26 protein-coding genes, 5 tRNA genes, 1 other RNA gene and 2 pseudogenes are annotated in these 24,069 nt (G+C 33.3%); 31 read left to right on the forward strand and 3 right to left on the reverse strand.

Features of this window, described 5'->3' with window-relative positions; all coding sequences use genetic code 11:
- Positions 1–151 precede the first annotated feature (151 nt).
- Positions 152–1,663: pseudogene (locus tag MG290_RS04355) on the reverse strand (IS1182 family transposase); the annotation flags it as partial.
- A gap of 366 nt (positions 1,664–2,029) precedes the next feature.
- Here MG290_RS04355 and MG290_RS04360 point away from each other — a divergent pair.
- The 11 genes from MG290_RS04360 to MG290_RS04410 all read left to right on the forward strand — a co-directional run bounded on the left by MG290_RS04360 (position 2,030) and on the right by MG290_RS04410 (position 8,283).
- The gene (locus MG290_RS04360; RefSeq protein WP_264562678.1) at positions 2,030–2,872 is read left to right on the forward strand and encodes a hypothetical protein; all 843 of its coding nucleotides are present in this window, start codon (positions 2,030–2,032) and stop codon (positions 2,870–2,872) included.
- A 205-nt stretch (positions 2,873–3,077) separates the two neighbouring features.
- Positions 3,078–3,464, forward strand: a complete 387-nt coding sequence (locus MG290_RS04365; protein ID WP_264562679.1) for a hypothetical protein — start codon at positions 3,078–3,080, stop codon at positions 3,462–3,464.
- Positions 3,465–3,467: 3 nt separating this feature from the next.
- A complete protein-coding gene (locus tag MG290_RS04370) occupies positions 3,468–3,695 on the forward strand; it encodes a hypothetical protein (RefSeq protein WP_264562680.1) in 228 nt (75 codons plus the stop codon).
- A 12-nt stretch (positions 3,696–3,707) separates the two neighbouring features.
- Positions 3,708–4,358, forward strand: a complete 651-nt coding sequence (locus MG290_RS04375) for a hypothetical protein (protein WP_264562681.1) — start codon at positions 3,708–3,710, stop codon at positions 4,356–4,358.
- 20 nt (positions 4,359–4,378) lie between these two features.
- The gene (locus MG290_RS04380) at positions 4,379–4,822 is read left to right on the forward strand and encodes a hypothetical protein (RefSeq protein ID WP_264562682.1); all 444 of its coding nucleotides are present in this window, start codon (positions 4,379–4,381) and stop codon (positions 4,820–4,822) included.
- Positions 4,823–4,900: 78 nt separating this feature from the next.
- Complete coding sequence (locus tag MG290_RS04385) at positions 4,901–5,569, forward strand: DUF4184 family protein (protein ID WP_264562683.1); 669 nt, start codon at positions 4,901–4,903, stop codon at positions 5,567–5,569.
- A gap of 153 nt (positions 5,570–5,722) precedes the next feature.
- Complete coding sequence (gene rplS, locus MG290_RS04390) at positions 5,723–6,079, forward strand: 50S ribosomal protein L19 (protein WP_257499461.1); 357 nt, start codon at positions 5,723–5,725, stop codon at positions 6,077–6,079.
- Between the two features lie 314 nt (positions 6,080–6,393).
- Positions 6,394–7,206, forward strand: coding sequence for an N-acetylmuramic acid 6-phosphate etherase (gene murQ / locus MG290_RS04395; RefSeq protein ID WP_264562684.1), 813 nt, complete (start codon positions 6,394–6,396; stop codon positions 7,204–7,206).
- Entirely contained in the window at positions 7,206–7,436 is a 231-nt protein-coding gene (locus tag MG290_RS04400; RefSeq protein ID WP_257498521.1) for a DUF6095 family protein, read from the forward strand. Before murQ ends, MG290_RS04400 begins: the two co-directional genes overlap by 1 nt.
- 2 nt (positions 7,437–7,438) lie before the next feature.
- A complete protein-coding gene (locus MG290_RS04405) occupies positions 7,439–7,813 on the forward strand; it encodes a DNA topoisomerase IV (RefSeq protein WP_264562685.1) in 375 nt (124 codons plus the stop codon).
- 86 nt (positions 7,814–7,899) lie between these two features.
- Positions 7,900–8,283 carry a hypothetical protein gene (locus MG290_RS04410; RefSeq protein ID WP_264562686.1) on the forward strand — a complete coding sequence of 128 codons (384 nt, stop codon included), beginning with the start codon at positions 7,900–7,902 and terminating at the stop codon, positions 8,281–8,283.
- 407 nt (positions 8,284–8,690) lie between these two features.
- On the opposite strand, the gene MG290_RS04415 is transcribed toward MG290_RS04410, so the two are convergent.
- The gene (locus MG290_RS04415) at positions 8,691–9,416 is read right to left on the reverse strand and encodes a TrmH family RNA methyltransferase (RefSeq protein ID WP_264562687.1); all 726 of its coding nucleotides are present in this window, start codon (positions 9,414–9,416) and stop codon (positions 8,691–8,693) included.
- Between the two features lie 42 nt (positions 9,417–9,458).
- Here MG290_RS04415 and tamL point away from each other — a divergent pair, with 42 nt between their 5' ends.
- The 8 genes from tamL (at position 9,459) to MG290_RS04455 (ending at position 14,813) form a co-directional block, all read left to right on the forward strand.
- A complete protein-coding gene (tamL, locus tag MG290_RS04420; RefSeq protein WP_442900782.1) occupies positions 9,459–12,011 on the forward strand; it encodes a translocation and assembly module lipoprotein TamL in 2,553 nt (850 codons plus the stop codon).
- Positions 12,012–12,071: 60 nt separating this feature from the next.
- Entirely contained in the window at positions 12,072–13,139 is a 1,068-nt protein-coding gene (gene fbaA / locus MG290_RS04425) for a class II fructose-bisphosphate aldolase (RefSeq protein ID WP_257498524.1), read from the forward strand.
- A gap of 67 nt (positions 13,140–13,206) precedes the next feature.
- Positions 13,207–14,061, forward strand: coding sequence for an acetyl-CoA carboxylase, carboxyltransferase subunit beta (accD, locus tag MG290_RS04430; RefSeq protein WP_257498523.1), 855 nt, complete (start codon positions 13,207–13,209; stop codon positions 14,059–14,061).
- Between the two features lie 223 nt (positions 14,062–14,284).
- Positions 14,285–14,370, forward strand: a tRNA-Leu gene (locus MG290_RS04435).
- Positions 14,371–14,442: 72 nt separating this feature from the next.
- Positions 14,443–14,515 (forward strand) — tRNA-Gly (locus tag MG290_RS04440).
- A 16-nt stretch (positions 14,516–14,531) separates the two neighbouring features.
- Positions 14,532–14,617, forward strand: a tRNA-Leu gene (locus MG290_RS04445).
- A 21-nt stretch (positions 14,618–14,638) separates the two neighbouring features.
- Positions 14,639–14,711, forward strand: a tRNA-Gly gene (locus MG290_RS04450).
- Between the two features lie 16 nt (positions 14,712–14,727).
- Positions 14,728–14,813, forward strand: a tRNA-Leu gene (locus MG290_RS04455).
- Positions 14,814–14,903: 90 nt separating this feature from the next.
- Here MG290_RS04455 and rnpB read toward each other — a convergent pair.
- Positions 14,904–15,206: RNase P RNA component class A (gene rnpB / locus MG290_RS04460), an RNA gene on the reverse strand.
- A gap of 454 nt (positions 15,207–15,660) precedes the next feature.
- Here rnpB and MG290_RS04465 point away from each other — a divergent pair.
- The 12 genes and pseudogenes from MG290_RS04465 to MG290_RS04520 all read left to right on the forward strand — a co-directional run bounded on the left by MG290_RS04465 (position 15,661) and on the right by MG290_RS04520 (position 24,008).
- Positions 15,661–16,122 (forward strand): TetR family transcriptional regulator C-terminal domain-containing protein, encoded by a 462-nt coding sequence (locus MG290_RS04465; protein WP_264562689.1) that lies wholly within the window; start codon positions 15,661–15,663, stop codon positions 16,120–16,122.
- 25 nt (positions 16,123–16,147) lie between these two features.
- Positions 16,148–17,047: pseudogene (locus MG290_RS04470) on the forward strand (ABC1 kinase family protein); the annotation flags it as partial.
- A 478-nt stretch (positions 17,048–17,525) separates the two neighbouring features.
- Positions 17,526–17,909, forward strand: a complete 384-nt coding sequence (locus MG290_RS04475; protein WP_264562690.1) for an FAD-binding domain-containing protein — start codon at positions 17,526–17,528, stop codon at positions 17,907–17,909.
- 28 nt (positions 17,910–17,937) lie between these two features.
- The gene (locus MG290_RS04480; protein ID WP_264562691.1) at positions 17,938–18,204 is read left to right on the forward strand and encodes a hypothetical protein; all 267 of its coding nucleotides are present in this window, start codon (positions 17,938–17,940) and stop codon (positions 18,202–18,204) included.
- A gap of 168 nt (positions 18,205–18,372) precedes the next feature.
- Positions 18,373–18,930: a YeeE/YedE family protein gene (locus tag MG290_RS04485; RefSeq protein WP_264562692.1), complete on the forward strand. Its 558-nt coding sequence runs from the start codon at positions 18,373–18,375 to the stop codon at positions 18,928–18,930.
- Positions 18,931–18,947: 17 nt separating this feature from the next.
- Entirely contained in the window at positions 18,948–19,361 is a 414-nt protein-coding gene (locus MG290_RS04490; protein ID WP_257499494.1) for a YeeE/YedE family protein, read from the forward strand.
- A 10-nt stretch (positions 19,362–19,371) separates the two neighbouring features.
- Entirely contained in the window at positions 19,372–20,001 is a 630-nt protein-coding gene (locus tag MG290_RS04495) for a Crp/Fnr family transcriptional regulator (RefSeq protein ID WP_264562693.1), read from the forward strand.
- A gap of 656 nt (positions 20,002–20,657) precedes the next feature.
- The gene (locus tag MG290_RS04500; RefSeq protein ID WP_264562694.1) at positions 20,658–21,119 is read left to right on the forward strand and encodes a hypothetical protein; all 462 of its coding nucleotides are present in this window, start codon (positions 20,658–20,660) and stop codon (positions 21,117–21,119) included.
- A gap of 375 nt (positions 21,120–21,494) precedes the next feature.
- Complete coding sequence (locus MG290_RS04505; RefSeq protein WP_264562695.1) at positions 21,495–21,914, forward strand: hypothetical protein; 420 nt, start codon at positions 21,495–21,497, stop codon at positions 21,912–21,914.
- A gap of 3 nt (positions 21,915–21,917) precedes the next feature.
- A complete protein-coding gene (locus tag MG290_RS04510; RefSeq protein ID WP_264562696.1) occupies positions 21,918–22,646 on the forward strand; it encodes a CFI-box-CTERM domain-containing protein in 729 nt (242 codons plus the stop codon).
- Between the two features lie 2 nt (positions 22,647–22,648).
- The gene (locus tag MG290_RS04515) at positions 22,649–22,924 is read left to right on the forward strand and encodes a hypothetical protein (protein ID WP_264562697.1); all 276 of its coding nucleotides are present in this window, start codon (positions 22,649–22,651) and stop codon (positions 22,922–22,924) included.
- A gap of 280 nt (positions 22,925–23,204) precedes the next feature.
- Entirely contained in the window at positions 23,205–24,008 is an 804-nt protein-coding gene (locus tag MG290_RS04520; protein ID WP_264562698.1) for a sulfite exporter TauE/SafE family protein, read from the forward strand.
- Positions 24,009–24,069: the final 61 nt, after the last annotated feature.

Here is a 24,069-nt window from a genome sequence, read left to right on the forward strand (position 1 = left end):
CTAACTTTTCAACATCATCACTAAAGTTAATTTCTTGCTTTTTTTGAAATAAAGACCGCTGATAGCATCTAAATTCGACAAAAATGACAAGTTTAGAACCAAAAATACGGCGTTTGAATACCGTTTTTCTTCCCGCAACTGCTACAGCCACCATTTTTCTAAAATTATGTCCAAGAGCCATCAGTAGAAATTCTAATTCTACTTTCTCTAAGCCTTTGAATGTAAATCTATTAAAATCATTATTGTACTTGAGTTGCCCAAAAACAGCCTCTACTTCTATAGGGCGTCTACTGCGATGTTCCAGCCCTTTCTCGCTCGTTAATAAATTTCTCGCTCTTTCTTTAAGCTCATTCAAACGGTGATTGACTTCTATTCTGCGATTACCTTTTGCATTGAAACATTCCTCTCGAAGCGGACAATTATTACAGTTTTTTGATTGATAATAAGACACTTTCGATTCGTGTCCGTTGCTCGAAATTCGTTTTCCTTTGCCAACATTTTCCATTCGTTGCCCCATCGGACAAACGTAAAAATCTTGTTCTTTGTTGTAGAATAAATTCTGAACCAAAAACGGATTATTTTTCATCGTCCGTTTCGCTTCTTTGTGAAAATAATTGTACTTCACGTAGGCTTTAATGCTTTTATTTTCAAGCATTTCGTAATTTTCTTCGCTTCCATAACCTGCATCGGCAACCACATCTTTGCTTTGTTTTCCATAGAGATTTTCAAAACCATCGAGATGCGATTCCAAAGTCGTGGTATCCCCCGGTTTTTGATGGATGGAAACGTGGGTAATAAACTGATTTTCAGTTGAAATCTGCGTATTATAAGCCGGTTTAAGCTGTCCGTTTTTCATGTGATCTTCCTTCATCCGCATAAAAGTAGCGCCAGGGTCGGTTTTGCTGTAAGAATTCCTATCGCCTAAAGTTTCTAGGTCTTTTTCGTATTTTTCTAATTTTGGAAGATGCTCATCCTGAAGTTTTTGTAGCTCTTTTGCCTGTTTTTTAGTGGGTTCTTTCAGCTTTTTATTCAAGATCGATAGCTTCTCCCGAAGTTCTTCCGAATTGATGCTTTTAGGTAATTCTTCTTTGTTAATTTCTTGATTATCAGACTGAATAGCACTTTCGATATCTGAAATAATCGTGTTGATTTTAACTTCTAATTTTTCCTTGTATTTTTCAATCGAACCTCTCCAAACAAAAGTATAACGATTCGATTTGGCTTCGATTTTTGTTCCATCAATGTACTGAATATCAAGACTTACATAGCCCATTTCAACCAGCATTTTCACTACTTCGGCAAATAGTTGTTGAATATGATTTTTTAATATTTTCCCTCGAAAGTCGTTAATGGTTCGGAAATCGGGCGTAGAGTTGCCCGAAATGTACATGAAATAGATGTTTTCGGTGAGTGCTTTAGCTATTTTCCGGCAAGAATAAACGTTTGACAAATAGCTGTAAAACAACACTTTAATCATCATTCTTGGATGATATGCAGAGGTACCACCTCCTTTGTACAACTTAATTATATTGCTAATATCCAACGAGTTAACGACCTCTTCGATTAATCGAACAGGGTGATTATTAGGGATTTTATCAAAAATATTAATCGGAAAAAGTTCAGGACTATTGCCTGTTTGATTTTTAAAAACTACCTTAGCCATTGTTGGTTTTTTGTGCAACTCTAAGATAATTATTTTGGAGAAAAAATACAACAAAAAAAAGCTGTCCGACTTTTCGGACAGCTTCTTTTTTTCATCGTTTATCATTAACGATGCCGTTGTGTAATCTACTTTCTTCTATTCTTTAACCAGTTCCAAAACTCTTGGTATAGCGGTGCAATTAAGAATAGTACAATTGCAACTGTTAGTTCCATTTTGTTAATCTATTTTTATCATCGAGTTCCCTCGTTATTTTGTAGCGTGCCAACGTTGACTACTACTTCTTTATATATTATATAAATAGTTGCTCATTTGTGAAAAGTTAAATTATTTTTTGTTAATTTATGTTAAAATTTAAAACCTTATATTATGAAAGCAAAACTACTATTATTGCAATTTCTACTGTTAGCGGGAATTGCTTCGGGACAGGTTACTGTTGATTGCCTTAATCAAAAAATTACAATTGATGCAAGTGTGCCTATTGATTATGAATATGAAATAGATTTTAAAACTTGTAGAAGTGAGAAAGGTTCGACTTCTTCTTTACAATTCGATTGTGAAATCATTGCTCCAGATGGATACAAGTTGTCAATAGTAAAACAAGCAACTCCACAACCAAAATTTGAACTTTCTGCTAATAAAAACCACAATGGAAACAACGTACATACTGGAACTTTCATCTTTAATAAGAATACAGAGTATTTAATTACCTTGTCTAAAGGTGGATCAGAAACGAAAGTTTATAAAATACGAACTAAAACTAATTGGAGTTGGACAACAACATTTGGGGCAAATTCTATTATTTTCACAAACAGAAATAAATTTATTTCGCAAAAAAATGATGATGATACTTTTTCTGTTGTTGAAGTACAAGATCGTAAGCAAATGGATGTTCTTCCTGTCGTTATGTTTACTTTTTTAAATAATTACAATGGCAACAATACTTTTGGCATTAGTGGTGGTTTAGGTATAAACTTTGAAGAGATAGCACTTTTTGCAGGAGGTTCATGGGGAATAGGGCAAAACATTATGATTACTGGTGGGGTTGCAGTAAATAAACAAGTTAGACCTAATTCTAGTTATAAAATAGGTCAGATCATTGATAGTGCTGTTACAAACGATAATTTGAATGAATCCCAATATAGGTTTAACCCGTTTGTAGGTATTTCATTTAGATTAGATAAAAACCCTTTTGCAAAAAAAGAAGAATAATTTTTTTTTATATTTTTTTACTTGTCGCCAACAGTACCAACGTTTGGCGACATTTTTTATACATTTCCAAGTTTAAGATAAATGATTTTTTTAATATGTTTTGTGTTTTATGTTTGGTTATTTGTTTAATTGTATTATATTTAACATATTAATTAATAATTATTACACTATGAGAAAAATTCTTATGTTATGCAGTATTGCATTTATGGTTTCATGTTCAAACGATGCAGAAACAACAAACACTCCCGAAAATCAGAACGTAACAACAACGGCATCACGACCATTACCACCAGTAGAAAATGCTACTGATGAAATGTTCAGAGATTATGTTACTTCCGATATTTTTATTGAAGTTCATGATTTAACACGTGAGTTCGTTGACGATATGAATTATGAAGGCTCAGTCGATGATATTAGAGGTACTGACCAAATGTTATCGTGGATTGCAGCAAACTTGTCAACTACTAATTTTAGTAGTGTTGAAGAAGCTGAAACTCGATACAATCATATTTTAGCTCGTAAAAGAGTAGAAATTAGTTCTTTTGCACCTGTTTATGAATTTATAAAAACTGCACCACTTGCTGAAATTTGAGGAATGATTCATAAATGGTTTCCTCAATCTAATACAACAAATAGTACTTGTCAAACCAAATTTTTAGATTGTTCAAAAACTGCTGCGGATAATTTGGCTTATTTTTCAAAAGCTATTATGGCTTCTGATAATGGAGATAAGCAATCTTATCTTGATGATGTTGCTAAATGTTATCAAGCAGAAATGTCTCAATGTCAGAGAAACCTAGATGCTTGTTTAAACCCAAAATAAAATAATTATATTATGAAAAAAATCCTATTATTAAGTAGTATCGCATTAATGTTTGCATGCTCTAACGAAAGCGAAACATTAGTTAATGAAACATCAAATGTTCAATCAACAACAGCTTCAAGACCATTACCACCAGTAGAAGACGCTACTGATGAAATGTTCAGAGAGTATGTTACTTCGGATATTTATCTTGAAGTTCAAGGTTTAATTTCAGATTTTAATGATGATTTAAATACTGATATAGACTTTAGTTCAACTGATGAAATGTTTTCTTGGATTTCTGCAAATTTATCTACTACTTCATTTACTAGTATTTCAGAAGCTACATCAAGATGGAATAATTATCGTTCAAAGTTACTTATTGAAAGATCTACTTTTGCACCAGTTTATCAATTTATTGCAGATGCACCTGAAGAAATTGTTATCACTAAAATAGCTATTTGGATGGGGCAATCACCAGTAACATCTACTGCTAAATCTTATGAAGAGAAATTAACAGCTAGCTCACAAACTGCTGCAAATAACTATTATCAGGTAGCTAAGTATGCAATTGTAGATAATGGAGGTAATAATCAGACTATGGATAATGCTAGATCAAAATATGAAAGAGATAGTAGATTGTGTTCTGATTCTTATACAGCTTGTATTAACAAAAGAGGATAATTTTAAAAACTAATTATATTATGAAGAATTTATTTTTTATAATGATGATTCTTTTTAGTTTAAAAGGATTTTCACAGAAAAGTCAGATAACACCTGAAATGAGTGCTCTAGTTGACAAAAATGTCGCTCTTTATGCAGGAGATGAATATAAAGAGTATAGAAAGTTGGATAGAGAATTTGCAGAAAAAATTCCTGTTGAAACATCATTCAGTTGTCATAAAAACGACTTTAAGGAATGGGTTACCGCTAACTTGTCAAAAACTCATTTTAAATCGGTTGATGAAGCAGTAAATTTATATGATAGATTAAAAGCTGCTCATGGTAAATTTGATGATAAATTTTCGGAATTAGATGCAGAACAAGATCGTGTTATAAAACAATATGCTGATCGCGAACAATTCAATGAAATCTTTTCAAAGGAATTTGGAGAGAGATTAGACAAAGCTACAATTGCAGCTAAATAAATATATTATTTTTAAGTTAATGATAAAAGGCTTCCCAAATAGGGAAGCCTTTTATGTTTATTTTAACGATGGTTTTCGTTGACAGGTCTTATAATTGGTAGCTTAATGCCAGATTTTGAATACTTTTTAAGAATGAAAATAAGAAGTGATTTTAGTTACACGTTTGAAGGTGTTTTTTTGTTTGATTTACCTTTAGGAATATTAACAGCTTTCGTTTTTCACAACATTGTGCGAAATAATTTGTTCGATAATTTACCGTATATCTTAAAATCGCGCGTTATAATATTCAAAAATTTCAATTGGAATACTTATTTTAAAAAGAATTGGTTAGTTGTTATTTTTTCTGTAATCATTGGAACTTTCTCTCATATTTTATGGGATAGTTTTACTCATGATACTGGATATTTTGTTCAAAAATTTGAAGTTCTAAATCAATCTGTTGAATTGTTTGATAAACAGATTCCTATTCTAAAAATCCTTCAACATTTAAGCACATTTATTGGTGCATTTGTAATAGGTTTTTCTTTATACAAACTTCCAAGACACGCAGCAGATAGTAAAAGTATGAACCTAAATTACTGGCTAACATTTTTCGGACTTATTGTTGTATTAGCTTTTATTTTTCTAACTGTTTCATGTACACAATACGCTATTGGAAATTTAATAGTTTCAATAATTTCTTTAAGTATGCTAGCGTTAATAGTAACATCGCTGGTAACTAAAACAAAACCTAAAAAATTCGAATAACACAAAAACAACTTACAAACGTACTCTTATTATATATTTCGTAAAGTATTTTTGTTTTGAATAAATAAAATTTCTTATATTTGCCCCACTTTTGGATCAACCTCTGGCGAAAACCGTGCATGTTGGTTTGAATTAACTTAAAAAATTTATACAATGTCTTTAGATTTAGTAAAGTTCGTACAAGACGAGTTTGTTACAAAAAAAGATTTTCCTAATTTCAGTGCAGGTGATACTATTACTGTGTATTATGAAATTAAAGAGGGTGAAAAAACAAGAACGCAGTTCTTTAAAGGTGTAGTAATCCAAAGAAGAGGATCTGGCGCTACTGAAACTTTTACAATCCGTAAAATGTCTGGTAACGTTGGTGTTGAGCGTATTTTCCCAATGAACATGCCGGCTTTGCAAAAAGTTGAATTGAACCAAAGAGGTAAAGTTCGTAGAGCACGTATTTTCTACTTTAGAGAACTTACAGGTAAAAAAGCTAAAATTAAAGAATTACGTAGAAAGTAATCTTTTAATTAAGATCATAAAAAACACCATTCGTTTGAATGGTGTTTTTTTGTTTTATTGTTTCTTTCAGAATTTTCTTATCTATTTAACCACAGATTTCACAAATTCTCACAGATTAATTTTACAATATACATTTATACAACATACTTTTTACATTCTAAAACTACTGTTTCTTAACCAATTCCATATAATTTTAAGAATAACGCCGTATTTACTTTTTGCTACGTGTGGGGATAGGTTAGATTGTAATTAGATTCAACTAATAATACCCACGCTTATTAAATTTTTGTAAATTTGTATAAAATACGTACATTATGCTTTTTGATAAAATCACCGAATCCGAATCGAATTACAACCATTTAGAACAAATGAGTGTTGCAGATTTGCTTTCAAACATCAATAAAGAAGACCAAACCGTTCCGCTTGCTGTTCAAAAAGCTATTCCCCAAATCGAAAAAACGGTTCATGCCATTGTTTCGCAATTAAAAAAAGGCGGTCGTTTGTTTTATATTGGTGCAGGAACATCGGGCAGATTGGGTGTAGTTGATGCATCGGAATGTCCGCCTACTTTTGGAGTGGCTTATGACAAGGTAATCGGTTTAATTGCCGGAGGCGATGATGCAATAAGAAAAGCAGTTGAAAACGCAGAAGACAATATCCACCAAGCCGAAATCGACCTAAAATCATACCAAATCAATAGCAACGATTTTGTTATTGGTATTGCGGCATCAGGAACAACCCCGTATGTGTTAGGTGGTTTAAAATTTTGTATCGAAAATGAAATTCCTACCGGAGGCATCACATGCAATGAAGGCAGCCCTTTGGCTCTATTAGCTCATTTTCCGATTGTGGTAACAGTAGGACCGGAATTTGTAACCGGAAGTTCCCGCATGAAAGCCGGTACTGCTCAAAAGTTGGTGTTGAACATGATTTCTACTGCAACAATGATTCAACTTGGACATGTGAAAGGCAACAAAATGGTTGATATGAAATTATCAAACGATAAACTAGTAAACAGAGCCATAGAAATGGTGATGAATGAACTGCATGTTTCAAAAGAACAAGCAACAGAGCTTATTTCTTTGCACGGAAATGTGCGCAATGCAATTGTTAATTACACAAAATAATGGAAACACCAAAAGCTGATAAAACGCGTATTTACAAAGGTCTGCAAAAAGTCTTTATTGCCATTCCACTCATGTTTGTTGGTCCAATTATCATCTATTCGTCTTTCAAAAATAAAGAACACCTGCTTTACTATCCTGTATTAATCTTGGGGTGTTTGATTTGTTTATATGCGATGTATTTATTTTTTAAAGGATTAAGAACTATTGTTAACGGTCTATTCAACGATTAGTTATGAAAAAATTATGTATATTAATATGTTCGGTTTTTATGGCAAGTTGCTACAATCAAGAAAGAAATTGCACCGACTTTAAAACCGGAACTTTTTTGTTTGAACAAGAAATCAATGGCGAAAAACACACTTCTACTTTTGTTCGCACAGATATGTATGAAATTGAAACATATAACGGAAGAACCGATACGGCAAGTATTCGCTGGGTTAATGATTGCGAATATGTATTGCAAAAAATCAATCCAAAAAATATGTCTGAACAAAAAGCTGTTCAAATGAAAATTTTGACGACAACTGCTAACGGCTATACCTTTGAATATAGTATTGTGGGCGATGTTAACAAACAAAAAGGAACAATTACAAAGATTCAACAATAAATTTTGTTATTGGATTATTAACACTAGCATATTTATGCGGTTTTTTCATCTTTTTTTTATACCTTTAATAAAAAAAGAATTGAATAATGAAAAAATTAATAGTATTGGCACTTTTTTTAGCAGGAATTCCTGCTGTTCATGCACAAGAGGTTAAAACCGAAATTGAGATTGTTGACAAAGTGAAAACGGTTTTTATGACCATAAATGCGGATCGCTTTCAAGATTTAAAGGATTTTGATTGGCGAACCAATTTAACCAATGTTTTTAAAGATGTTCCCGAAGATGCAATTGTGGGTATTAGAGTAAATATCATGGCAAAACAACTTACGAATGACATTGCCACCTTACCAAATAAACTGTCTATTCAGGAAATTGGAACAGCAAACAAACGAGAAGAAATCCTCCGCAGCATTGTTAGCAAAGTGCAACTTTTTATAGAAGATGAACAACAAGGCAGCAATGTGGATTGATCGCTTTTTGTACAAGCCTTTAGTAATGTGTTGAAATAAGAAATATTGGTGTTAATCGATAAGAATTTTTCTGTTTAAACTAAAGATATGATTATTTTATCAGGTGTTGAGATTATAATCATTTAGTGATAATTTACTAGAATTTCCAAGACTATAATAATCAAAAAAGCAGTTCGTGTTGAGCTGCTTCTTTGATTATTTATAAGTAACAATTTTTATAAAATATTAATTAATAATCTGGTTGATTACAAATATAAACCATAAGCCTCTTCGGTTTCCAACAAATAATCCCTCAAACATTCTCTGTATTGAATACTCGACGCACTTGTTAGAATAACATCAACAATAAAAGCAAACTTTTACCCATAAATTACACTATTTCAATTGATTAAAAATAAAACAAATATCTAATTCCGTTTAAATTCACTCAAAACAATAGCAGTTGCGGTTGCCACATTTAAACTTTCGGTTTGTTGCAAATCGCCAAAACGTGGAATAGCAATTTTAGCCGTCACCAAGGCCTCAATTTCTTTAGATATTCCGTTTGCTTCGTTGCCCATGACAATAATTCCGTTGGTAGGCAAATCGGTTTTATAGATATTGGTTCCATCCATAAACGTTCCATAAACAGCTGTGTGGGCTTGCTTTAAGTAGCTCGCCAAATTGACGTAGTGAATATTTACACGCGTGAGCGATCCCATGGTTGCTTGTACTACTTTTGGATTGTAAAAATCTACTGTTTCATTGCTACAAATTAGGTCAGTGATACCAAACCAATCACACAAACGAATAATGGTTCCTAAATTTCCAGGATCGCGCACATCGTCTAAAGCTATTTTTAACCCATTGGTTTCTGGCAACACCTCTTTCTTCATTTTAAAAACAGCCAAGCATTCGTTGGGTGTGGTTAAAAACGATATTTTTTTCAATTCTGCTTCCGATATTTCGGTAACTAATTCTTTTGAAACATCGATTTTTAATGGTTGCGTTGTATAAATCTGTTCCAATTCTATGTTGGAATGCAACAATTCGGTAATAACCTTGAATCCTTCAGCTACAAAAACACGATGGGTGTCGCGAAATTTTTTTTGCTTTAATTGCGTTATATATTTGATTTGGTTCTTAGTAAGCATTCGTAAAAAATTGTAATTTTACCAGTTGAAATTGATTTGATCTTGAAAAATAATTTATCAAAAATACTATTTATCACTGTAATATCCAGCTTTTTTTTAGCATGTTCTTTAACTAAGCGTGTTGATAATGAAGAACGCCTGTTAATGGAAAACGAAATTGTGGTGAATAATAAAAAAGAGAAAAGCGAAACCGTAACACAGCTTTTATACCAGCAACCAAACAGCAATCTGTTGGGTTATCGCCTGCGTTTACAAATGTATAATATGGCTAAGGTGAACCCCGATTCTAGCTATCAAGCGTGGTTAGACAAGCACCGAAAAACCGAACGTTTTTTAACTAAATTGCTTTCTGCGAAGCAAGTAGATCGTTTGGGTACTTCGTTTTTTGTTTCGGGTTTAGGAAAAACCTTGAAAGAACTAGGCGAAGCGCCGGTAATATTTAACCAAGAGCGAACTAATAAATCTGTAATTCGTTTAAAAAATCATTATTTTAACCAAGGATATTTCAACACTAAGGTTTCTTATGAATTAGACAGCATCAAACCAAAAAAAATAAGTGCTTTATACAAGGTTGATACCGGCAAAGCTTATGTGTATGACAGTATTGCTGTGATGGTGCAATCAACCGAATTAGATTCGCTTTATAAAACCAATAGACGTGCCAGCATTATTAAAAAAGGAGCTCAGTACAACGCAGCAAAATTAGACGAAGAACGCGATCGCATTACTTCTTTCTTTAGAAATAATGGGGCTTACGATTTTCAGAAAACCTACATCAACTATGTGATGGACACTTTAAAGCAAAATCACACGGCTGATATCTATTTAAACATTGATAATAAAAGCATTAAACAAGGCGACACCCTTACTACCGAACCTTTTAAATTGTATAAAATAAGCAAGGTGAATATTTTCACAAGCAATACATCGGCAGAATCGCAAGTGATTACAGATTCGATAGCGTATAAAGACCTAAATATTTATAGCAAAGGACCATTGAGCTATAAACCAAAAGTGTTGCGGAATGCTGTTTTTATTGACAAAGACACCTATTTTTCTGATACCCGAAGGTTAATCACTTCACGTTCATTGAGTAATCTAAAAGTTTTTAATTATCCTACTATTGAATACATTCCCGATCCGAAAGATAGCTTAGGAAAAAGCCTTATTGCCAATATTACCCTAAATCCTCGTAAAAGAATTACTTTTAATCCATCAATCGATGTAAGCCATTCAAACATTCAAGATTTTGGTATTGAAGGAAGTATTGGTTTTATGTTTCGAAATTTGTTTAAAGGAGCCGAAATTTTAGATGTAAGCTTTCGTGGAAACATTGGATCATCTGCATCGAGATACCGCAGTGTTCAAAACACCTTTTTTGATATTTTAGAATATGGTGCCGATGTAAAACTTACTTTTCCGCGATTTGTATTTTTTTCAAACCAAATCGATAAAATCATCGATCGCACCTCTTTTCCTAATACTTCATTAAGTTTAGGATTTTTCAATCAGCAAAACATTGGTTTAGACAAGCAAAATCTTACCGGAATTTATAATTACAGTTGGTCGTACAAACGCAGAAACACCATTAGTTTCGATGTTTTTAATTTGCAATTTGTTCGAAACATGAATCCTGGAAACTATTTCAATGTGTATCGATCTTCCTATAATAGATTGAACGAAATTGCGCAAACCACCAATACTAATCCCGATTATTTAGACCAAAACGGCAATTTGAATATTGCCAACAGCGGCGCCGATTTGTTTATGATAGATGTTTTAAGTGGAAACACTAATGCTAATGAAGAAGACATCAGAACCATTTTAAGTATTGCTGAACGAAAGGTTCGATTAACCGAAAACAACCTTATCTTAGCAAGTAATATTGTTTATACTTATTCCAACCGATTCAATATTAAAGATCAAGATTTTTTCACATTCCGCACCAAGTTAGAATCGGCAGGAAGTCTATTAAATCTATTGGCTAAATCGAATAACAAAGTCAATACATCAGACAAAAACACTATTTTAGATGTGGCATATTCCCAATATATTAAAGGAGAAGTAGATTTTGTAAAATATATCGATTTAGGCAATCAAAACGTGTTGGCATTGCGGGCATTTGCCGGTATTGCGGTTCCCTTTGGCAATTCAGACAACATACCCTTTTCGCGAAGCTATTTTGCGGGTGGAACCAACGACAACCGTGCTTGGCAGTCCTACCGCTTAGGTCCTGGGCGCAGCGGCAGTATCCTAGATTTTAACGAAGCAAACATGAAACTAGCTTTCAATGCAGAATACCGCTTCAATGTTTCTGGTCCATGGAATTTAGCCCTTTTTGCCGACGCAGGAAACATTTGGAACGCTTTAGATGATATTGAAGACGAAGAAATGACCTTTACCGGATTAGAATCATTGAAAGATATTGCCTTGGGAACAGGGTTGGGAATTCGCTATGATTTTTCTTTTTTTGTGGTTCGATGCGATTTGGGTTTCAAAACCTACAACCCCGCAAACGAGCCTGGAAACAAATGGTTTAAAGAATGGAATTTAAGTAAAACCGTTTTAAATGTAGGAATTAATTATCCGTTTTAATAAAATTACTATTTTTGTAAGCTAATACACACAAATTTTAAAAACACACAACCTATAAATATGGCACACAATATTAAGCCAGGCGTGGCAACCGGCGATCAAGTACAAGAAATATTCAATTACGCAAAAGAAAAAGGGTTTGCATTACCCGCAGTAAACGTAACATCGTCTAGCACTATAAACGGTGTATTAGAAACAGCTGCAAAATTAAAAGCACCCGTAATCATTCAGTTTTCAAATGGCGGTGGTTTGTATATGGCAGGAAAAGGATTAAGCAATGAAAACGAACGTGCTGCCATAGCTGGATCTATTGCTGGAGCAAAACAAATTCACGAATTAGCAGAATTATACGGTGCAACGGTAATTATACACACAGACCATTGTGCAAAGAAATTATTACCTTGGATTGATGGATTGCTAGAAGCCAGCGAAGCATTTTATGCTGAAAAAGGAAAACCTTTGTTTTCATCCCACATGATTGATTTATCGGAAGAACCAATCGAAGAAAATATTGAAATATCTAAAAAATACCTAGAGCGCATGAGCAAAATTGGTATGACTTTAGAAATTGAATTAGGCATAACAGGCGGTGAAGAAGACGGCGTTGACAACACGAATGTGGATTCATCAAAACTATACACGCAACCAGAAGAAGTGGCTTATGCCTACGAAGAATTAATGAAAATATCGCCACGTTTCACCATCGCAGCAGCATTTGGTAATGTACACGGTGTTTACAAACCAGGAAACGTGAAATTGACCCCGAAAATTTTAGATAATTCACAAAAATTCGTTCAAGAAAAATTCAATACCAAAAACAATCCAGTTGACTTTGTATTCCACGGTGGTTCTGGATCAACATTAGAAGAAATTCGCGAAGCAATATCATACGGAGTTATTAAAATGAATATCGATACTGATTTGCAATTTGCATTCACCGAAGGTGCACGTGATTATATCCTTTCTAAAAAAGAATATTTAATGACACAAATTGGAAATCCTGAAGGCGACGACGTTCCCAACAAAAAATATTACGATCCACGCAAATGGATGCGCGAAGCAGAGTTAACATTCAATAAACGTTTAGAACAAGCTTTTGCAGATCTAAACAATGTAAACACATTATAATTAATTGCGAATTGCGAATTACAATAAAGTTCACAATTCATAATTTATAATTCATAATTTATAGACTATGGCTTGGTTTAAAAGAAAAGAAAAAGGAATTACAACACCTACCGAAGATAAAAAAGACACACCCAAAGGCTTGTGGTATAAATCACCTACGGGAAAAATCATAGAATCAGACGAATTAGCACGAAACTTGTGGATTTCGCCAGAAGATGATTACCATGTGCGAATTGGTAGCAAAGAATATTTCGAAATTTTATTTGATGACAATCAATACAAAGAATTGTTTGGGTCAATTACTGCAAAAGACCCTTTAAAGTTTGTTGATACAAAAAAATACAGCGACCGTCTAAAAGAAGCAAAAGACAAAACCAAATTGAAAGATGCTGTTCGGGTAGCCGTAGGAAAATCAAAAGGAGCAGATTTAGTGGTAGCATGTATGGATTTTGCTTTTATCGGTGGATCAATGGGTTCGGTGGTAGGAGAAAAAATTGCACGCGGAATTGATCATTCCATCAAACACAACATTCCTTTTATGATGATTTCAAAATCAGGAGGTGCACGTATGATGGAAGCTGCATATTCGTTGATGCAAATGGCAAAAACATCGGCAAAATTGGCACTTTTGGCAGATGCTAAAATTCCATATATTTCTTTATGTACTGATCCAACAACCGGCGGAACCACTGCTTCCTATGCCATGTTGGGCGATATAAACATTGCCGAACCAGGTGCATTGATTGGTTTCGCAGGGCCAAGAATCGTTAAAGACACTACTGGAAAAGACCTTCCTGATGGCTTTCAAACATCTGAATTTTTATTAGAACACGGTTTCTTAGACTTTGTAGTGCACAGAAAACAATTAAAAGACAAAGTGAATCAATACATCGATTTGGTTTTAAATCAACCTTTACGATAAATAACAAAGCATTGCCTAAACGCAATGCTTTTTTTTATATTCATTACTATATTACATATCGCAACCTCTTTCGAATCAAAAAAAAGCAAAAGTTAGATTAAAGAGTATCAAACCATTAAAAAATAATTACAAATAAGTTATTTAAAAGCCTTGCAAAATAAAATAAACCTATTATATTTGCACTCGCAATACAGCACATAAAAATGCTCTTTGTAAGTTCTTTGCTCGAGTGGTGGAATTGGTAGACACGCTGGACTTAAAATCCAGTGAACAGTAATGTTCGTGCGGGTTCAAGTCCCGCCTTGAGTACTTTTTTTTTGCAAATAATAAAATTATTTATAAATTTGCAATCCAAGTTCTTTTTAAACTAAAAATACAGACGCGAAAATAGCTCAGTTGGTAGAGCGCAACCTTGCCAAGGTTGAGGTCGCGGGTTCGAACCCCGTTTTTCGCTCAACGTTGATACAATTGCTCGAGTGGTGGAATTGGTAGACACGCTGGACTTAAAATCCAGTGAACAGTAATGTTCGTGCGGGTTCAAGTCCCGCCTTGAGTACTAACGTTTTTTTTAATGTATGCGAAAATAGCTCAGTTGGTAGAGCGCAACCTTGCCAAGGTTGAGGTCGCGGGTTCGAACCCCGTTTTTCGCTCAAAATCTATTTATCTGCTCGAGTGGTGGAATTGGTAGACACGCTGGACTTAAAATCCAGTGAACAGTAATGTTCGTGCGGGTTCAAGTCCCGCCTTGAGTACAAAACGAAAATTACAGCAATAAATAGATAAACAAAAAATCTGAAGTGTTCGCTTCAGATTTTTTTGTTTATATAAAATAGTAAATATCTAAATAAAGTAGACCTATAAGCCGGGTTCTGTACATCGCTCAAAGCATGTCCTTATCATTTATCTACACTTTCAATTACTCAAAAGTTCTATCTGCCTACCCTCCAACTTGCGCGAGCAGCACTTAATGTTGGTTTACATGGCATTTCACCGAATAGAGTTTACCTGGTTTCACTACAGCCGAACTGTACATACTTTCTGTTGCACTTGTCCTCACCTCACGGCGGACGGGCGTTACCCGCTATTCTGCTCTATGGTGCCCAGACTTTCCTCTGACCAAAGCCAGCGATAAGGTGGTCTACTTGTTTGCAAAAATACTACGAATATTTGTTTTATCCTTATCTAATTAACAATCTATTTTTCTTAATAAATCTCCTTAGAATCTTTCGCAATCAAAATCAGCTTAATCTATATTTTTTTTTCAAATTCTTATCTCTATTTAACGAATAAATCTCAAAAAAAATCCCTCCAAGATGTTATTGATTGAATTTTATCGTGATAGAATATTCTTAATAAAGTTAAATGTTTTACTAAAACACAAAAACAAGTAATATATTTTATGAGTTTGAATAAACAATCATTCTCATGAAAAAAGAAATTCCAATCAGAGAAGACAAAATTTTCTAATTATATGCAGATTACATACTAAGCCATGGTGAACAACGCAAAAGTATTTATCAATTTGCAAAAGAAAATAAGTTTGAAGAGTAAAAATTCTACGACTTCTTTACAAGTTTTGATCAACTTAAAAAACAAATTTTGGTCAAACTTTTTAGTAAATCTATAGAATTAGCAGAAGAAGTAAACAATGCAGATGGAATGACTTTAAAAGAAAAACTTTTGGATGTTTACTATATCTTTTTTGAAAACCTTACCATGAACCGTTCGCTCTTAATGATGATTTTGGGTAACCACAAATTACCTCTCTCTAAAAATTTGCTATCTCTGAAAAAAATCCATCTGGAATATATAAAAACATTGGATTTTAGTTCTTGGGAAATTTTAGAGAACGCTAAAGAGAACATTAAAAACACCCATGAGCAAATACGTGAAAATGTATTGTGGTTACATCTTGTATCCGCCATAGAATTTTGGAAGAATGATAGTTCCCCTGCATTTGAAAAGACCGATATTTTCATTGAAAAAACCATTGACACTGGTTTTGAATTGATGGACAACGAACCGTTGCGAAAAGTATTTGATCGTGGTAAATTTCTTTGAAAAGAAAAATTTAATAGAAGTTAAAATGAAAACATTAGATAAAATTCCAACAGGAGAATTGGAACGGACAAGCAGCCTGCTCAAAGCCAGAGCAAAAGTCGGTGTCAATTACCTGAAATATTACGGAAATAAAATAACGAAAGATAAAGATGAAGCCCGCAAAATTCTGAATGAGGACAATGCAACAGACATTTACGATTCATTGAAAGAATTGAAAGGTTCTGCGCTCAAAGTTGCTCAAATGCTGAGTATGGAAAAAAATATTCTTCCGGTGGAATATGTGGAGAAGTTCTCGCTTTCGCTGTTTTTAGTTCCGCCTTTGTCGGGTGCTTTGGTGAAGAAAACCTTCAGAAAATATTTTGGGAAAAATCAGGAAGATATTTTTGATGAATTTTCTGCCGAATCAGTTAATGCTGAGAGTATCGGACAGGTTCATACCACAAAAAAAGACGGTAAAAAACTAGCTGTTAAAATCCAATATCCCGGTGTAAGAGAAAGTATTTCGAGTGACCTGAAAATGGTAAAACCAATTGCGATGAAGATGTTCAACATTAAAAAAGAAGGTTCGAAATCATATTTTCAGGAAGTGGAGGACAAATTGTTTGAGGAAACTGATTATAATCTGGAACTCAAACGCAATCAACACTTTGCAGAAGAATGCAGTCATCTTCCGAATGTAAATTTTCCGCTTTATTATCCTGAATTTTCGTTTGAGAAAATCATTACGATGGACTGGATGTTGGGAATTCATTTTTCGGAGTTTACCAAAAAACAGAATTCACAGGAGGATTTGAATAAAATCGGACAGACGCTTTGGGATTTTTATATGTATCAGATGCATATTCTGAAAAAAATTCACGCCGACCCGCAACCGGGAAATTTCCTGATTTCGGAAAACAAGGAATTATTGTTTATCGATTTTGGCTGAAAAAAAGATTAAAGGAAACGAAATTAGAACTCGAAATATTGGACAGTCCGCTTTTCATCAATACCAAAGATGAACTGAAAGATTATTTTGAGGGTAAAAAAGCCTATCATCAGACTGATTTTAATAAGCAGCAGAAAATTACCCGAATATCCTGATGAAAGCCTGAAAACCTTTGGGCGGAAAATAGACGTACGACACCGAAAACCGGAAAAAATACCTGAAAAATAAACAAGCACCTCCCATTCATTTTCCGAGAAATAATGAATTTTACGATGAAGCCCAACAATACACCGAAAAGCATTTTGCGAAGAATTATGGAACGCTTACGGATGAACAGCTCTACCCGACTACTTTTCAGAAAGCCAAAAAATGGCTGGAACAGTTTCTGGAAAACCGTTTTCTGGAATTTGGCGTTTACGAAGACAGCATCGTCGAAAAAGAACATTTTCTGCATCACAGTGTGCTTTCTCCGTTGATGAACGTCGGACTTTTAACGCCTGAAAATGTGTTGGAAAAAGCGATTTCATTTGCAAAAAACAATGATATTCCGGTGAATTCTCTAGAAGGTTTTGTCCGCCAGATTTTGGGTTGGAGAGAATTTGTTTGCGGGGTTTATGTGTATCAGGGAATGTATCAGCGGAATAAAAATTACTGGAAACACAACAAAAAACTGCCGGAATCTTTTTACACCGCCAAAACAGGAATCCGCCTGATTGACAGTTCGCTCCGGAAAATCCTGAAAACCGGCTATGCCCATCACATCGAACGACTGATGATTTTTGCCAACTTTATGAATCTTGCTCGATTCAATCCGGATGAGGTCTATCAATTGTTTATGGAAATGTTCATCGATTCTTGATTGGGTAATGGTTCCGAATGTGTATGGAATGAGCAGTTTTTCGGACGGCGGAAAGATGAGCAAGAAACCCTACATCAGCGGAAGTAATTATATTAAAAAAATGAGCGATTATCCCGATGGAGAATGGAATGAAAAGTGGGATGCGCTGTTTTGGAATTTTATCAACGACAACAAAGAATTTTTTGCTAAAAATCCAAGATTGGGAATGATGTTGAAAACATTGGAGAAAATGCCGGAAGAAAAACGAAAACAGCATTTGAGAACAGCGAAGGAAGTAATTGTGAATATGAAATGATTTTTTAAACATAAAATAATTTAATATCAATAGGAATGGGTTTTAACCCGTTATGCAAACGATTATTATACCTTTAGCACATCAAAAAAAGACTTCTCAGTAACATTTGTTACATAATTTGTGAGATATAATTCTGAAATTTGTTCCGAAAATAAACTAAATAATATTATGGAATGGATTTTAGAACCTTGGCCGTGGTATGTAAGTGGTCCTTTAATTGCTTTAACCATGTTTGCTTTGCTGTATGTGGGTAAAAACTTTGGAATGTCATCAAACCTTCGAACACTTTGCACCATGTGTGGAGCCGACAAAACATGTGATTTCTTTTGCTTTGACTGGAAAAATCAACGTTGGAATTTATTGGTAATGCTAGGTGCTGTTATCGGCGGTTTTGTCGCTGCTAATTATCTTTCTGAAAATCAAACACCTAACATTCATCCACAAACCATCGAGCAATTACAGCAAATGGGGATAAAAAGTGCTGGTACCTCATACGTGCCTACCGAACTTTTTGGTTCAGAAGCATTATCCAACCCAAAAACATTGGCAATATTGCTTATTGGTGGTGTTTTAGTAGGTTTTGGAGCTCGCTATGCAGGCGGTTGCACTTCTGGTCATTCTATTTCGGGCATCAGTAATTTACAACTGCCTTCATTAATAGCTACCATTGGATTTTTTATTGGCGGATTGCTTATGGTACATATCATTTTTCCGTTTATTTTTTAACTTAAATGCACCCTCAAATGAAAAATGTAATCTATTTAATCATCGGAACTTTCTTTGGAATTGTAATGTATAAATCCGAAGCTGCCTCATGGTTTAGAATATACGAAATGTTTAACTTTCAATCCATCCATATGTATGGGCTCATGGGCAGTGCTTTAGCTGTGGGAATTGTGCTTGTTCAGTACATTAAATCCAAAAAAATAAAAGATATTACTGGAAATCAAATCACTATTGCCGATAAAGAAAAAAGCATCGCTCGTTATTTAATTGGTGGGATTTTGTTTGGTTTGGGATGGGCGTTAGCTGGTGCTTGTCCCGGGCCGATGTTTGTTTTAACAGGTGCTGGATATTTTCCAATTTTAATTGTAATTTTAGGTGCAGTATTGGGCACATGGTTTTATGGTTTATTAAAAAACAAACTGCCTCATTAATTTTTTTACAATGGAAGATGTTATAAAAGAAACCTACGGAAATGTTTTTGAAAAGGATTTATTAGATGAAATTGTGTCGGTTGCGCAATTAGTGGAATTTAACGAAGGTGATGTATTGATTGATATTGGCAAATACATTAAAACCATGCCGCTTTTAATTCGGGGTGCCATTAAAATTATGCGCGAAGATTTCGATACCGGCGAGCTTCTCTTGTATTTTATTGAAAAAGGCGACACGTGTTCCATGACGTTAAACTGTTGCTTGGGCGATAAAAAAAGTGAAATTAGAGCAGTAGCCGAAAACAACGGTATGGTGGCAATGATTCCTGTAAACAAAATGGAAGAATGGCTGGCAAAATACAAAAGTTGGCGCGCGTATGTTTTTGAAAGCTACAACAACCGTTTCAATGAAATGTTGGCTGCCATAGACAATATTGCTTTTATGAATATGAACGAACGTTTACTGAATTATCTGCATGAAAAAAGCAAAATAAACCAATCGAATATTATTTCAAAAACACATCAAGAAATTGCTTATGAATTAAACAGTTCGCGCGTGGTGGTTTCAAGGTTGTTAAAAGCTTTGGAAAACGAAGGACACATTAAACTTAACAGAAACACCATTGAATTAATAAAATAACTATATTACCGATTAAAAGATAATAGACCCAGTTTTTTTTCACTGCGGTCTATTTTTTATTTTGTAAAATTTTCTTTATACTCTTATAAAACCCTGTGTATTTCTCAACATTTTCCGAAATTAAATATTTCCTAGCTTAAATATTTATAACCGTTTCAATTGTAATATCACAATATTTTAACTTCACAGTGTCAACTGAGAAGTTTTTCATATCTTATAAGTCTCCTCAAGATGTTTATATCTTAAACAATTAATAATTAAGTCTTTAACTGATTTTATATTAGTGTTAAACATAGCATGAAGTATTTAATGTTTACTCCTTTAAATTACGAAAAATATTTTAGAAAAACAAAATTTTTAACTATTTTTATAATCTTGTTATGTTATCCGCGCAGAAGTTTTATGAGAATAGTTCCTTAATGGACAAGGAGGAACTAACACCTCTTTTAAACATTATGAGAGAATTTTATAAAACTAAAGATGGCATTTGTTACTTGTGGATTTTCAGTAGTACGAGAAAAGGAAAACGCTCAGAGAGTGGCAAACCTTTTATAATTCCTATTGAAGAAGTTGAATGCTATCATTGTGGTTCTTGCGAATAACAGTAACAAGACCTAAGTAGTGTTTCCACAGCACTACTTTTTAATTTAATTAACATGAAACATACTTTACAAGCAGATTTAGATAAAATCTTGAATCTTCTAATTACAGACTTTACTAAACAATTTTCAATTTTAGAAATAACAGAAACTGTACTTAAAGAAAGATATATAAAACATAATGAAATAGAGCAACAAATGGTCTACAGTTTAAATACTGAATATGTTGAATCTTTGCTGAAATTTTTAAGTAATGAAGGCTTGGTTTATGTTAATGTGAATAAATTATACTGTATAACTGCCAAAGGGTTTGTTAAGTTTAAGACAGAAACATTTCAACAGGAAATAGACAATAAGAGACTGAATATAATACTCCAGAGAAGTGCATGGATATGTAGCATTGTTGCTGTTGTCATATCAGCAATTGCATTTACAACCACCATGCTCTTTCGCTCCAATAAGTCTTCAAATTATATTTATAAAATCGAAACCATTTCCATTCCTCAAAAAGGGAATTAAATACCAACGATACAATAAAATAATCAAAGTTGGGAGTAATATTATAAGTAATAGTATACATAATACTAACATAACATTTACTAAAAAATCATACATAATAATTTGGAATTTTCATTATTTTTTGCTAATATTTGCACAATTACATATCGAACAAAATCATAAAGCGTTAGCTGTTATTCTACCTTGCGGAATCTGGTAAATTCAATCATAGGTGTAGGATAAATAAGCAGAACGCTCACGTTTCGGCGTGGGCTTCTCTATTTATTACCTATAGGCTTACCAGAGCCCCGCAAGAATAAATAGTAGTAAGTCCCACGCTCTTTTTTATTTACAAATTTTCATTTTGGGACTGAATGAAATCAAATCTTTTACAAAATGAAAAAATTACTACTTATGGCAAGCTCGGTGTTATTAACACTTTCTTGCGGAACATCTGATGATTCATCATCTAACAATTCTAACAACAACTCTTCTTCAAAAATCACTCCCCCTGCTTGGATTCAAGGTACTTGGGTTAGAGAAGATGTTTCAAGTATTGGGTACACTCTCAGCTCTGATGATATTTGTAACTTTGTTAGCGGTACAACATTTTGTCAAAAAGAATATATTAACCTATACAAAGACAAAGATGTCGCTATAAATGTAGCGCAGTCAATTTCAGATACAGAGTATAAATGCTCTATTACAGTATCAATGCAAACTGCTACTTATCATTTTCAAAAACTAAGTCCAACGACAATTAAAATATTACAAGAACCTGGTGGAATTAGTGGTAATATACTTAAAAAACAATAGGTTATGTTAGCAAAAATAAAAAACATAATAAGTGATCTGAATTACGAAAAACATCTTCAGCTAATATTTAGTGATATAGATATTTATTCAGAAAAAAGCAGCAAACCGATCTTTAATAAATTTAACGTTTTTAAAGTATTGATTTCTGTTTTGGGAGAACAGATAAGAGTAACTCTTACAATTGACAATCATGTATATGCAGATTATGGAACAAACATGATTAATATGGAATATGAGAAAGATGAAATCACAATTAAAAAGATGATTTATCAAAGACCTTCTCACAATACTTGTAATGTCACTATAACAGACAAATTCATTAGATTTGAACAACAAATTAGGAATAAACCTGCTACAATGCAGACACTATTTCAATTTGAAAATATTGTCATTACACTTTTTGAATGTAAATCAATGAAAATTGTACCTTATAAAGTTGATAGTTACATAGATTACAATGTAAAATCAACATCTGTTCCACAACAAAAAGCATGTTATATAGCAACCCTCGCTTATGAAGATATAAACCATCCTCAAGTAGAGTACTTAAGAAAATACAGAGATAATACTCTAAATAAAACAATCCTCGGCAAGGAATTTATTAAGTTTTATTACAAAAATTCACCAAAGTTAGTTTATAAAATAAAGTCTTTTAAAAAGATGAACGTACTAATCAAGTATTGTTTAAATACATTTATTTATATACATTCACAAATCAATAAAAATCTATAACTATGAATCAGAATCAAGAAATATTAAATCGTTTTTTAGATAAAATGACATTAGAGAAAGAACAAATTATAAAAGAAATTAGAAGTAGTGATTTATCAAATACTGATTTATTAGCATTAGATGAAAAATTTCTTTATCCTTTCCGTAATGAGTATTTACTTAGTGTACCTGACGTGCTTGTAACTGATGTATATTTTTCAGGGATATGTATAGATAAGGGAATTTCTGCTTATCTGGAAATATCAGAGTGTCTTGTGAAAAGTAATAAATCTTTGTAAGTCCCCTCCCCCCTAAATATTTTATACGAATCTCGAATGGCAAATCTTTTTTCTTAAATTCAAAATTTGTTTTTGAAATATAATTTAAAACTTGGATTATAAAATCCCGATTAATTCCACACTCATCATTTAAATGTGGTGAGTGTTTTTTATTTTTCTCTTTCATCTCATTTGTGTATTGTTGTATATAGTTACCCTTTTATTTTATGATGTGTAACAATTGTTACTGCACAACTTTTTAGGCTGATCTACCTTTGCTGTATAAATCATTCAAAAAGATATGGCAGCAGATTTAATGGGCTATTTATTAGCAATTCTTGTAGGTATTTCGCTGGGATTAATTGGCAGCGGCGGATCTATTCTAACGGTTCCAATTCTAGTCTATATCATGGGAATTCATCCGGTTTTGGCAACTGCGTATTCGCTTTTTGTGGTGGGCAGTTCTGCTTTGGTGGGCGGAACAAAAAATGCCTTAAAAAAAAAGGTGGACTTTAAAACAGTTTTCATTTTTGGAATTCCGTCTATTGTGGTTGTTTATATTGTTCGATCGTTTGTATTACCTGTAATTCCGGATATTCTTTTCACGGTAAACAATTTTCAATTTACAAAGCCTATTGCACTTATGGTGTTGTTTGCAATTGTAATGATTCTAGCCTCTGTATCTATGATTCGCCCTTGTCCGCATTGTAAAGAATCAAACGATAGTACTTTGAAATATAATTATCCAATGATTTTGCTTCAAGGCACTTTGGTTGGTACATTAACAGGTTTGGTAGGTGCCGGCGGTGGCTTTTTAATTATTCCTGCATTGGTTCTGTTGGCTAAAATGCCAATGAAAATGGCAATAGGCACCTCGCTTTTTATCATTGCATTCAATTCTCTTTTGGGATTTTCGGGCGATCTTATAAATGGGCAACCCATCAATTGGTATGTGCTACTTGCTTTTACAACTTCTGCCGTGATAGGTATATTTATAGGAATGTATCTTTCTAAAAAAATCGAAGGAAATAAATTAAAAATAGCTTTCGGATGGTTTGTATTGGCAATGGGCGTTTATATACTGTTCAAAGAATTATTTCTATAAAATTATCATTGTGTAACTTTTGTTACTGTACACGAAATCAACAAGTAATACCTTTACTATA

Origin of the sequence: Flavobacterium sp. CBA20B-1 (genome assembly GCF_028473145.1) — a bacterium.
Taxonomy (GTDB): Bacteria; Bacteroidota; Bacteroidia; order Flavobacteriales; family Flavobacteriaceae; genus Flavobacterium.